This window comes from Trichocoleus sp. FACHB-262, assembly GCF_014696035.1.
In the GTDB taxonomy this organism is placed as follows: domain Bacteria; phylum Cyanobacteriota; class Cyanobacteriia; order FACHB-46; family FACHB-46; genus Trichocoleus.
The window spans coordinates 24,871-38,608 of sequence record NZ_JACJPK010000031.1 but is presented as its reverse complement, the minus strand read 5'-3'; the positions used below and the strand labels follow the sequence as shown (position 1 = coordinate 38,608).

The 13,738-nt window shown below is 51.6% G+C and carries 3 protein-coding genes; all 3 read left to right on the top strand.

Features of this window, described 5'->3' with window-relative positions; all coding sequences use genetic code 11:
- Window positions 1-14: 14 nt before the first annotated feature.
- The 3 genes from H6F68_RS06015 (at window position 15) to H6F68_RS06005 (ending at window position 13,676) form a co-directional block, all read left to right on the top strand.
- A complete protein-coding gene (locus H6F68_RS06015; RefSeq protein WP_190557311.1) occupies window positions 15-1,070 on the top strand; it encodes a TauD/TfdA family dioxygenase in 1,056 nt (351 codons plus the stop codon).
- 136 nt (window positions 1,071-1,206) lie between these two features.
- Window positions 1,207-5,793 (top strand): non-ribosomal peptide synthetase, encoded by a 4,587-nt coding sequence (locus H6F68_RS06010; RefSeq protein ID WP_190557308.1) that lies wholly within the window; start codon window positions 1,207-1,209, stop codon window positions 5,791-5,793.
- Complete coding sequence (locus H6F68_RS06005) at window positions 5,790-13,676, top strand: amino acid adenylation domain-containing protein (protein ID WP_190557306.1); 7,887 nt, start codon at window positions 5,790-5,792, stop codon at window positions 13,674-13,676. Before H6F68_RS06010 ends, H6F68_RS06005 begins: the two co-directional genes overlap by 4 nt.
- Window positions 13,677-13,738: the final 62 nt, after the last annotated feature.

The following is a 13,738-nucleotide window of genomic DNA, read 5'->3' as shown; positions in this document are numbered from 1 at the left end:
AACACCTTTAAACCATGAGTCACCCAGAATCCCCTTCCCGTCTCAAACTCCAAGGCATTAAACGCCGCGCCGTCAGCTTTTCGGCTGCGACAGAACTAGTCACGACGAGCCAGTTGCAACCAGACCAGCCTTTACCGCTAATTATTCAACCCCAAGTAGAAGGGTTAAATTTAGAAACCTGGGTATTGAATCAGCAGCAGTGGCTGGAAACTCAACTGTTGCAACATGGCGGCATTCTGTTTCGTAACTTCAATATCAACAGCGTGCCCGCCTTTGAGCAGTGGATGCAATCTCTTTATGGCTCTTTGCTCGATTACTCCTATCGCTCCACACCCCGCAGCACGGTCAGCGGCAAGATCTATACCTCAACGGAATATCCAGCTGATCAGTGGATTCCGCTCCACAATGAGATGGCCTATAGCCGTAGCTATCCTTTGAGAATCGCCTTTTACTGCGTACAGCCCGCCATTAAAGACGGGGCCACCCCGATCGCGGACAGCCGTAAAATTTTCCAAAAATTAGACCCCCGAATTAAGGAGCGCTTCATCGAGAAGCAGGTGATGTATGCCCGCAACTATGGCGGTGGCCTCGATCTTCCCTGGCAAACAGTTTTCCAAACCTCAGAGCGTTCAGAAGTAGAAGTCTACTGTCGTCAAGCAGGAATTGAATGGGAATGGCGTAGTGACGATCGCCTGAGAACACGGCAGGTCTGTCAAGCGATCGTGGTTCATCCCGCTACGGGCGATCGCGTTTGGTTTAATCAAGCCCATTTGTTCCATGTGTCGAGTTTAGCGCCAACAGTGCGAGAGTCTTTGCTGGCAGTGGTTCCCCCCGAAGAATTGCCTCGCAATGCCTACTACGGCGATGGAACGCCTATTGAAAATTCCGTTCTGAATGAGATTCGGGAAGTCTATCAGCAAGAAATGGTGATTTTTCCCTGGCAGCAGGGCGATATTTTGTTACTCGACAACCTGCTCGCCGCTCACGGACGGACTCCCTTTGTCGGTCCCCGCAAAGTGGTGGTGGGGATGGCAGAACCTTGTGAATCGCGATCGCCTGACATCAATTAGATACCTCGTAGGGGCAGGTTTTGAATATCCCTCGCTGAACTGACTCAATATCTTCTGCTAAACCCAGCCCTACACCAACCATTAACCGTCTGTCCCTGCGATCGCTTCCTCTAGATCCGATATTTCAGATTCAACCATGCACACTCCAACCCTTGAAGGATTTCAGCTTTCACCGCAGCAACAGCGATGTCAGTTTCAGCAAGATCAACAGTCCGCCAATTGGGCAACCTGTCTGGTTCTCATTGAGGGAGATCTGCAATTTCAGGTTCTAGAAGCAGCGATCCAGCAGGTAGCGCAGCAGCACGAAATTCTCCGCACTGCGATCGCTGTTTTGCCCGGAACGGATCTCCCTTTACAGGTGATTACTGACCATCTCCCCACCCTCAAATCCTGGGATGGACAAGCATTAGAATTTGAGCCCGATGCTTTGACTACGGCTCGTTCTCCGCTGACAGCACGTTTGGCAAAACTGGAAACCGATCAACATCTCCTGCAACTGGTTCTTCCGGTTTGGTGTACCGATGCGATCGCTCTGACCCATTTAGTAGATCAAATCAGTCAAGCCTATGCCGCGATTGTGCAGGCAGAAGAATATGCGGTTGATCCGGTGCAGTATGCCGATCTCGCTGCTTGGCAATGTGAACTGTTAGAAAGTGAGGAAGCCGTAGCCGGAAGAGCCTACTGGCGGCAACAAACCTGGGTACCCTTGGAGCGTTTGCAACTGCCAGGCCAACAGCGATCGCCAGAGAAACTGGGGTTTCAGTTCCAGCAGCTAACTCTAACTATTTCCAATGAACAGACTCAAGCGCTAACGACGATCGCCCAATCTCATCAAGTTTCTCTTTCCACCTTACTCCTGGCTGCTTGGCAGGTTTTACTGTGGCGGCATACTGATCAATCCACTTTTATCTTGGGTGTAACGGATGCGGGACGGCAGTATGAGGAACTGGAGTCGGCTCTGGGGCTGCTAGCAAAAGTCTTGCCGATCGCCTCTGAGCTAGAAGCAACTCTGCCCTTTGATACCCTGCTCCAGCAGTTCCACTCCTCCCTCCAAACAGCGGCTCAATGGCAGGAAGCGTTTACCTGGAAAGATGTGCCAGAACTAGCGATTGCGCATCATCCACCTTTTCTTCCTTTTGGCTTTGAATGGCTGGATCAATCACCATCATTTGCGTCTGACAATCTTAACTGGACAATCCAGCAGCGACAAATCCACATCGAGTCGTTTCAGCTAAAGCTGGTAGGTCAGCAGCGTGAAGAACTAAACTTGGAACTGCACTACAACGCTCAAGCATTTGAAGCTGAAGCTGTTCAGCAATTGGCAAGACGCTTGATAGTTCTCTTGGAGAACGTGATTGGCGATCCGCAGACAGCTATTGGCAAATTGGAGATCCTAACCGAGAGCGATCGCCAGCAACTCCTTACCCTCAATCAAACCGCTGTAGAGTATCCGCAACTTTGCATTCATGAGCTGTTTGAGGCACAGGTTAAGCGATCGCTAGGTCAAGTTGCGGTGGTCTTTGAAAATGAATCGCTCACCTACCAGCAGCTCAACGATAAGGCGAATCAACTTGCCTATGAGTTGCAGCAACGAGGTGTGGAGCTAGAAACTCCGGTAGCGATTTACCTGGAGCGATCGCTGGAGATGATCATTAGCTTGCTTGCCATCCTCAAGGCGGGGGGCGCGTATGTTCCTTTCGATCCTAGCTTGCCACCTGCGGCCTTAGCAGCACGACTGCAAGAGGCAGAGATTCCAGTTCTGATCACGCAATCCTCTTTACTGACAAAACTTCCTGCCGATGCAGCATCAACCGTGATTCGTTTGGATCATGAGATTGCCTCAGCGTGTGAGTTTGACTCCGTTTCTCCCCAAAGTTGGGGGGGTAGGGGGGCTAAAACTGCTGTAATCACGCCTGCAAATCTAGCCTATATCCTGTTTACCTCTGGCTCCACTGGGAAACCCAAAGGTGTGTCAGTCGAACATCGGCAACTCAGCAACTATTTGTATGGAGTACGGCGATCGCTCAAATTCGACGAACTACCTCCAGGCGCTAATTTTGCCCTCGTCTCTACCTTCGCAGCAGATCTGGGCAACACGATGATTTTTGCCTCCCTCTGTTTTGGGGGATGTCTCCATATCCTCTCCCAAGATCGGGTGATGAACCCAGCAGCCTTAGCGGAATATGGCGATCGCTACCCCATCGACTGTCTCAAGATTGTGCCATCCCATTTACGGGCACTGCTGACCTCACCTGATGTACATCGCTTTCTCCCACGTCAGCGCTTGATTCTAGGCGGAGAAGCATTGAGTGGAGCGTTGGTTGAGCAAGTGCGGCAGCAGGCTCCTAGTTGCCAAATCTTCAATCACTACGGCCCTACAGAGACAGCTGTGGGCGTTCTCACCTATGCAGTTCCTGAGACATTGCCTGAGTCCGAGATAGTGCCTTTGGGAACTCCGATCGCTAATATCCAAATCTATCTCCTCAACGAGTACCGACAACCTGTTCCCGTCGGTGTTCCTGGCGAAATCTACATTGGCGGAGCGAATGTAGCACGAGGTTATTGGCAACAGGCAAAACTGACGGAGGAACGATTCGTTCCTAATCTGTTGAAGCTGCAAAATGTCCCCTGCTCCTCACGCCTTTACCAGACTGCAGATCTCGCTCGTTATCTCCCTGATGGCACGATCGAGTTTCTGGGTCGGGCAGATGATCAGGTAAAAATTCGCGGCTTTCGGATTGAACTAGGTGAAATTGAGGCAGTACTAGGGCAACATCCAGACGTGCGATCGCTGGTGGTGATCAAACGAGAAGATCAACCCAATCAACCGCACTTGGTGGCTTATGTGGTGTCGCAAACGCCGAATAAACCAGGCTTGGCAGAGACGCTGCGAGCGTTTTTAGCAGAACGATTACCAGAATATATGGTGCCCTCTGCTTTCGTTGGCTTAAAAGCTTTGCCCCTGACTGCCAATGGCAAATTGGATCGGCAAGCTCTACCCGCTCCCAAGGCTCAGGATTCGATCGCCAAACCTGCCTTTGCTGCGCCTCACAACGAAATTGAACGTCAGCTAGCGGCTATCTGGGCAAGCGTTTTAGGTGTGGCTGAGGTGGGCATTCATGACAACTTCTTTGAGTTGGGGGGAGATTCCATCCTGAGCATTCAGGCGATCGCCAAAGCCAACCAAATCGGGTTACGCTTCACACCTCGGCAGTTGTTTGAACACCAGACGATCGCTCAGTTGGCGCTGGTGGTTGAGGCGCAGCCGCAGGAAGATTTCGCTGCACCTCAAACTCTTGTCACGGGCGAGGTCCCTCTGACCCCAATTCAGCATCGCTTCTTTGAGCAAAACTTGGCAGAACCTCACCACTGGAATCAAGCTGTTTTCCTGGAAGCGCAAGCTCCGCTGCAAGCTGAAATTTTGCAGCAGGCCATCCAGCACTTGATCAGCCACCATGATGCGCTGCGGCTGAGATTTCAGCGTGTCGAGGATACCTGGCAACAGGTGAATGGTGGTCTTGAAAAAGAGATTCCATTCACGGTGATGGATCTATCGAATCAAGTTGAAAGTCAGCAAGAGGCGATCGCTCAAGCGGCTCACTGGGCGCAAACTAGCCTGAATCTAGAAACAGGGCCACTACTGCGAGTGGTGCTATTTCAACGAGGGGCACAGCAATCGGATCAACTGCTGATTGTGATTCACCATTTGGCAGTGGATGGGCTGTCTTGGCGGGTACTATTGGAGGATTTGCAAACAGCCTATCACCAACTGGTGCAAGGCCAATTGGTGCAGTTATCTCCTAAAACAACCTCCTTCCAGCAGTGGGCAAAGCAGTTGCAAACCTATGTGCAGTCGGAAGCTTGCCAGAAAACAGTTGATTACTGGTTGCAAACCTTGAATGCTCCTGTGGCTGCATTACCGGGAGATCGAACTGGAGAGAATGCGATCGCCACTGCCCAAACCTTCTCTGTCTCACTCAATGCGGACGAAACCCAAACATTAGTCCAGACCATGCCCAAGACTTACCGGGCACAGGTGGATGAAGTATTACTGACGGCATTAGCCCACAGCCTCGCGACTTGGACAGGCAAGACAGACTTTCTAATTGATTTGGAAGGACATGGACGGGAAGTACTGTCAAAAGTGGATGTTTCCCGGACAGTGGGCTGGTTTACTGCCATCTACCCTGCCCGCTTAACAGTAGATGTTCAGGCAGAAGTCAGGGAGATGCTGAAGTCTGTGAAAGAGCAGTTGCGGCAGATTCCTCAGAGTGGCGTAGATTATGGCATTTTGCGTTATCTCAGCTCCGATGAATTAGTACGAACCAACCTGCAAAACGCACCCCAAGCTGAGATTCTGTTCAACTATCTAGGACAGTTTGACGCGACTTTAGCCGCTTCCTCACTATTCCGCATGGCGACCATTGACACCGGAGCGACCCGCAGCCCTCAAGCTCAGCGGCAGTATTTGCTCGAAGTCAATGCCTTGGTATTAGAAGGACGTTTGCAATTGGATTGGACTTACAACCCGCAAACTCATGCTCTGCCAACAATTGAACGACTGACGCAGCAGTTTTTGACGAGCTTGCGATCGCTCCTCCACCCTGATGCAGCTCCAGTGAGTAACTTCACGCCTTCTGACTTCCCGCAAGCCAACGTTAGCCAAGCTGACCTCGACAAACTGTTCGCCCGAATGAGCCAAACCCGTGGGGGTGCCCAATGAACCTGAATCAAATTGAAAACCTATACGAGCTGTCTCCTACCCAACAGGGGATTCTGTTTCATAGCCTCTACACGTCAGAAGCAGATATCTACGTGGGTCAGTTTGGCTGTGTGCTTCAGGGAGATGTTCATCCACAGCAACTAGAACAGGCATGGCAGACGGTCGTCCAGCACCACGTTATCCTCCGGACTAGCTTTCAGTGGGAAGGGTTAGAAAAGCCCTTGCAAATCGTTTATCGGCAAGTGGCACTGACGCTAGAGCAGTTCGATTGGCGATCGCAGTCTCCGGAACAACAGCACCAGCAGTTACAAACATACATCCAGCAGGATCGACAGCGAGGTTTCGATCTCACTTGTCCACCCTTGATGCGGCTGATCCTAATTCGGTTGAGTGACGATCGCTATCACTTGATCTGGAGCAAGCACCATCTAATTTTGGATGGTTGGTCCACGGCAGTGGTGTTGCAGCAAGTCTGGACAACTTACGCAGCATTGCGTCAGGGAGAGGCACTTCCCATTATCAACAGTCGCCCCTTTGGAGACTACATCGCTTGGCTGCAACAGCAAGACTTAGCCGCCGCGAAAACCTTCTGGCAAGACAGTCTCAAGGATACTGCTGCACCAACCGCACTCGCGATTGACCGTCGCCCAGGCGATCGCCACATCTCCAACTCCATTGCGCGTCAATCGCTCCAGCTAGACTCAGAGATCACCTATGCCCTGAGCCAATTTGCCCGCCAACATCAGCTCACCCTGAACACCTTGATGCAGGGAGCCTGGGCATTATTGTTGAGTCGTTACAGCGGGGAAGCACAGGTTGTGTTTGGCAGCACCGTTTCCGGTCGTCCTCCCTCTTTAGCCGCTGCTGAAATGATTGTGGGATTGCTGATCAACACCTTGCCTGTCTGTGTTCAGGTGTCACCCGAAGCAACCTTGCTGCCTTGGCTGCAACAGCTGCAACTGCAACAGGCAGAGATGCGGCATTACGAATACACGCCCTTGGTGCAGATCCAATCTTGGAGCCAGATCCCTAAAGGCACGCCGCTATTTGACAGCTTGTTAATCTTTGAGAATTATCCGATTGATGCCAGTCTGCAACAGGCAACAGATTCTGTGGCGGTTCAGGATATCTGGACATTTGAGCAGACCAACTATCCGTTGACAGTGGTCATTCAACCCGGCACATTCTGGCAAATTGAACTGACCTACAACGAGCAACGATTTGAGCCACAGGCGATCGCTCGTCTCCTCGGTCATCTCCGCACTTTACTGGAAGGTATGATTGCCAATCCAAATCAATCGCTGGCAGAGATCCCGCTGCTCCCGGCGGCGGAACAACACCAGTTATTGTTCGAGTGGAATACTCGCGATCGCAATGCTCAACCTCTTCCCGCTGCCTGTGTTCATGAATGGTTTGAGATACAGGTTGAGCGTACCCCTGATGCGATTGCAGTTACCTACGTAGATCAATCCTTGACCTATCAAGAACTCAATCAACGAGCCAATCAACTGGCTCACTATCTGCATTCTCTCGGTGTTGGTCCAGAGGTGCTGGTTGCCATTGCGGTAGAGCGATCGCTCGATCTGATCGTGGGCTTACTCGGCATCTTGAAAGCGGGGGGTGCGTATGTGCCGCTCGACCCTGCCTATCCATCCGATCGCATTGCCCTGATGCTGGAGGATTCTCAAGTTCCAGTACTGATCACACAGCGATCGCTGTTAGAGACCTTACCTCAACATAGCGCTCAGTTTGTTTGTCTGGATAGCGATTGGGACGCAATACGAGCAAGCTCAGGCTTCGCCAACGCCCGTTGCAACTCTGAGAACCCCATGAGCCAGGCTACAGGCGAAAATCTGGCTTACACGATCTATACCTCAGGCTCCACGGGCAAGCCCAAAGGCGTACAGATCCCGCATCATGCCCTCACCAACTTCTTACACTCAATGCGTCAAGAGCCAGGACTCACCGCAGAAGATGTGCTGTTATCTGTCACGACCATCTGTTTTGACATTGCAGCGCTAGAAGTCTATCTGCCCCTTATCACGGGTGCTCGCCTAGTGCTTTCCAGCCGAGGGACAGCAATGGATGCTCAACAGCTCATCCAACTGATGAGGCAATCTGGCGCAACTGTGATGCAAGCAACTCCTGCTACCTGGCGACTGTTGTTAGCGGCAGGATGGCAGGGAAATTCCCAGCTTAAGATTCTCTGCGGTGGGGAGGCTTTATCCCGTGAACTGGCCGATCAACTCCTAGTCAAAAGCCAGTCACTTTGGAACATGTACGGCCCCACCGAAACTACCATTTGGTCAATGGTGGAACGAGTAGAACCAGGGAATGCTCCGGTGCGGTTAGGTCGCGCGATCGCCAATACCCAAATCTATGTGCTCAATCAAAGCCTCCAACCTGTTCCAATCGGTGTTCCAGGGGAGTTACACATCGGTGGTGCAGGATTGGCAAGAGGATATCTCAATCGACCTGAGCTGACTCAGGAGAGGTTTATCGTCAATCCGTTTCGGCATATGTCTAGCCTCCCAATTCTGGGGGAAATAGAGGTGGGGGGGGCCGATCGCTTCTACAAAACTGGGGATTTGGTTCGTTACTTATCTGATGGAACGATCGAATTCTTAGGACGCATTGACCATCAGGTGAAGCTGCGGGGTTTCCGGATTGAACTGGGTGAAATTGAGGCAGTCCTAGGTCAACATCTGGATGTGCGGGAACAGGTAGTGATTCTCCGGCAGGATGGGGGAGGCAATCAGCAGCTCGTGGCTTATGTGGTTCCGCAAGCAGACGCCACGCCCGATCCCTCTCAACTGCGAGATTGGCTAAAGGCAAAACTACCGGAATATATGGTTCCGGGTGCTTTTGTGATCCTACAAGCACTACCCCTCACACCCAATGGCAAGATCGATCGCAAACAATTACCTGCCCCAGATTGGACGGAACTCACCAAGACGTTTGTAGCGCCCCGAACTGATGCTGAAGCGGCGATCGCCGAACTTTGGGCAAAAGTTTTGGGAGTAGGTACCATTGGCATTCATGACAACTTCTTTGAGTTGGGCGGACATTCTCTGCTAGCAACCCAAGTGATGTCCCGGATTCGGGAAGCTTTTGATGCGGAGCTACCGTTGCGGTGTTTGTTTGAATCGCCCACTGTCGAGGAGTTAGCAGCAACCGTTAGACAGCACACCCAAGACAACACCAATGCCTCAGCTCCCTTAAAACCAGTCGATCGCGATACCGCTCCCTTACCACTTTCACTCTCCCAACAACGCCTCTGGTTTCTCCATCAACTGGAGCCAAACAGCTCTGCTTATCACCTCTCAGCAGTATTCCGATTCACAGGGAATTTGGATGTAGCGATTTTGGAGCACAGCTTGAATGTGATTCTGGAACGTCACGAAATTCTCAGAACTCAGTTCCAAATCTTGGATGGGGAGCCAGTACAGGCGATCGCCCCTACCTTGAAAATCAATATTCCACTTGTCGATTGGCAAGATCTACCACCTTCTATTCAAGAGACCAAAACGGCACAGTTCATTCAAACTGAAATTGAGCAGGTCTTTGATCTGGGTCAAGCACCCCTATTCCGAATTAAGCTGCTGCGGTTGAGTCCCACTCATCACCTAGCTGTCTTGACCATGCACCATATCATCACCGATGGCTGGTCAATGAATGTTTTTGTGCGAGAACTCACCGAGCTATATACAGCATTCATCACTCCACCCTGCGGGACCGCTTTCAGCGAACACTCCTCACCCCTCTCTCCTCTCCCGATTCAATATGCCGATTTCGCTATTTGGCAACGGCAGCGCTTACAGGGAGACTTTCTAGAGCAACAGCTTTCTTACTGGAAACAGCAGCTCCAAGATGCATCTGCTCAGCTTGCCTTGCCTACGGATCATTTAGCGCCTGGATTTAAAGGAGAGAAGCGATCGCATATCCTTCCCCCTACTCTGAGTGACGCGGTGAAAGGATTGGGCCATCAAGAAGGCGCAACCTTATTTATGACGCTGTTAGCTGCATTCAAGCTGTTGCTCCACCGTTACACCGATCAGAGCGATCTCTGTGTCGGTTCTCCGATCGCCGGACGCACTCAACAAGAGACAGAAGCGTTGATTGGCTTCTTCGTGAATACGCTGGTGCTACGAACCGATTTGAGTGGACAGCCCAGTTTCCGGGAGTTGTTGCAGCGGGTGCGCGAGGTGACACTGGATGCCTATGCTCATCAAGACGTGCCGTTTGAAAAGCTGGTGGAGGTTCTGCAACCAGAACGGCAGCTCAATCAAACGCCCCTATTCCAGGTATTTTTTAATCTGCTCAACTACCGCGACTCGAAGCTAGAATTGCCCGGAGTCACTGTAGAGGCGGTCGCCGATGACCACACCCATTCTAAGTTTGACCTCACCCTCTATGCCTGGGAGCAAGCGGATCAGATTCATCTAGAGTGGGTCTACAACGCGCACCGCTTTTGCCCGGAACGCATTGCCATCATGCAAGAGCAGTTCCAGGAGTTGCTAGAGCAAGTTGTGACCAATCCAGAGCAGGCCATTACTCAGTTCTCCCTGGTAACGCCGACCACCCAAACCTTACTGCCTAATCCAGAAGCTCCATTACTAGAAAGCTGGGCAGGTTCGATTCAGAGCCATTTCACAGAGCAGGCAAAACGCCATCCCAATCAGCTTGCCATTGTCGATCGTGATCAAGCTTGGAGCTACGCTGAGCTAGATGCCTGGAGTAATCAACTGGCGCATTACCTGCAATCGCACGGTATTCAATCTCAAGATGTCGTGGCAATCTACGGCGATCGCAGTGCCGCTTTAGTTCTAGCATTGCTAGGTATCTGGAAAGCGGGTGCTGCTTTCTTAATTCTTGACCCGTCCTATCCCGTCGCAGCCTTGCGCGATCGCCTGCAAATTGCTCGTCCTCAAGGATGGCTTCAAATCAGTGCAAATCTGCCTGATGAATTGCAAGCAGTTGTCCAAGAACTCTCCTGTCGTTGTGAGCTGGATTTATCGGCGCGATCTGCAATTGAGCACTGCCTGCAAGACTACAGCTCAGACAATCCGGGCATTGAAGTCAAGGCTCACGATCTGGCTTATGTGACATTCACCTCTGGTACAACCGGAGAGCCAAAAGCGGTTTTGGGAGAACATGCGCCGTTATCTCACTTCTTCCAGTGGTATCACAAGACTTTGCAGCTAGAGCCCAGCGATCGCTTTAGTCTACTCTCTGGATTGGCTCATGATCCTCTCTTGCGAGATATCTTTGCACCCCTATGGGTTGGGGCAACGCTATATATCCCCAATGCTGAGCAAATCGGCACACCGGGATGGTTGCAAACCTGGATGCGGCAACAGGAGATCACAATTAGTCACCTTACGCCTGCAATGGTGCAACTCCTGCTGAGTGAAGGTGTAGAGGACACTCAGCCCCAGGGCATTCCATTCCTACGCTATGTCTGCTGTGGCGGAGAGATCCTCACGCGATCGCTGGTTGAACGATTACGGGCGATCGCGCCTGCTGTAACTTGCATTAATGTCTATGGTGCAACCGAAACGCCGCAAATCATGGGGCATTATGTAATTCCTCCCACAGTTGCGATTGAAGGGTTGCGCGATCGCCTTCCTATCGGTAAGGGTATTGATGATGTGCAGTTGCTGGTTTTCAATGAGTCGCAACAGTTAGCAGGTATTGGTGAGGTGGGCGAGATCTATGTGCGATCGCCCTACTTAGCGCGAGGATATCTAAATGATGTCTTGTTAACTCAAGCACGGTTTATCTCAAGAACTAACACTCCAGAAGATCGCCTCTACAAAACTGGAGACTTTGGTCGCTATCTCCCCGATGGGAATGTTGAGTACTTAGGGCGGCGAGATCAACAGGTTAAGCTTCGCGGATTTCGGGTGGAACTAGGAGCGATCGCAGCTGTCTTCACGCAGCATCCTGAGGTGCAAGATGCCGTAGTGATTGTTCATGAGGAAGTCTCTCAGCCCCAGAGACTCATTGCCTATGTGGTATCGCCCTCACAGACAGTAGATCTGGTAGATTCCCTCCGAACCACTCTAAAAGCACAATTGCCATCCTACATGGTGCCCTCGGATATTGTGGTTTTGGAGGCGCTGCCGCTGACACCCAATGGCAAAATCGATCGCAAAGCTCTGCCAATACCTGAGCGTCAGGAGGTTGCCATCTCCAACCATGCGCGATCGCCTGTGGAGGAGGTCTTAACCGGAATCTGGGCACAAGTTTTGGGATTGGAGAGTGTCGGTATTCACGATAACTTCTTTGACTTGGGCGGGCATTCGCTTCTGGCAACGCAAGTGATCTCTCGGCTCAATCGGGCTTTTCAGATTGAATCACCCCTGAGAGATTTGTTTGAAGCGCCGACTGTGGCGGGCTTGGCAGGACGAATCGAGACTGCACTACGGTCTGTCGCAGGAGAACCGATTCCAGCCATTCAGCCGCTTTCAAGAGAACAGACTATCTTGCCGCTCTCGTTTGCCCAGCGGCGACTGTGGGTATTGGATCAGCTCGAACCAGGTAATCCTTTTTACAACATTCCCATCGCGGTGAAGCTGAGTGGTGCGTTAGAGATTGCGGCTTTAGCGCAGAGTTTCCAGGAGATTATCCAGCGCCATGCCAACCTGCGAACCACCTTTACCACCGTAGAGGGAGAACCTGCCCAAGCGATCGCGCCTTATCTCCCGTTCGAGCTGCTCATCATCGATCTGCAAGCCTTACCAGCAGCAGAACAAACCGTTGAGGTTCAGCGGCTTATCACGGTAGAAGCCCAACATGCTTTTGATCTGTCTCAAGGGCCACTGCTACGGGCAACACTGCTTAAACTCAGTGACTCTGAACATATCCTGTTGCTGAACCTCCATCACATTGTTTCAGATGCTTGGTCGATGGGCGTTTTGGTGCGAGAACTGGCAGATTTGTATGCGGCTTTTGTGAGCCAACGTCCCTCTCCGCTTGCCCCTCTCCCGGTTCAATATCCTGACTTTGCGGTGTGGCAGCAGCAATGGTTACAGGGCGATCGCTATCAAGCCCAACTGGATTACTGGAAGCAGCAACTTGGTGAAAACTTGCCTGTTTTAGCTTTACCGACGGATCATCCGCGTCCAGCGATGCAAGGCTTTAAGGGGGCGAGACATACGATTCAACTCTCCAAGGATTTATCTCAACAAGTGCGATCGCTCAGTCAGCAGTCAGGCGTGACCTTGTTTATGACCTTACTGACGGCATTTGAGGCATTGCTGCATTGGTATACCGGGCAGGAAAATCTGGTAGTCGGCACAGATATCGCTAATCGTCACCCAGTGGAAACCGAGGGCTTAATTGGTTTCTTCGTGAATCAACTGGTATTGCGGACGGATGCCTCAGGCAATCCCACCTTGACCGATTTGCTGCATCGCGTTCGCCAGATAACACTAGATGCCTACACCCATCAAGACTTGCCGTTTGATCAATTGGTTGAAGCTTTGAATCCGCCACGGGATTTGAGCCGCACGCCCTTATTCCAGGTGAAATTTGTGCTACAAAACGCGCCGATGCCCTCCTTATCACTTGCCGATCTGCACTTAGAAGTGTTGGAAGTCGATCGCGGCACTGCCAAATTTGACCTGCTGATTAATCTGGCAGATACACCAGAAGGCATCCAAGGCTCGCTCTACTACAGCACCGATTTGTTTGAAGCGGCCAGTATGACGCGACTGTGGGAACGATTTGAATTTGCCCTGCAATATCTGGTGGCTCAACCGCAAAGCCATTTGAGCGACTTGGCGATCGCCCTTACCGAATCGGATCGCGCCCAACATCGGCGATCGCAGCAGCAGAAATTACGCCAAATGCGCCGCAAGGTCACACCCATTTCGTAAATCACCTCTCCCTCCCAGCCTCCCTTTCCTAAGAGGAGATGGAGGAGCAAGAATTCTTCCTC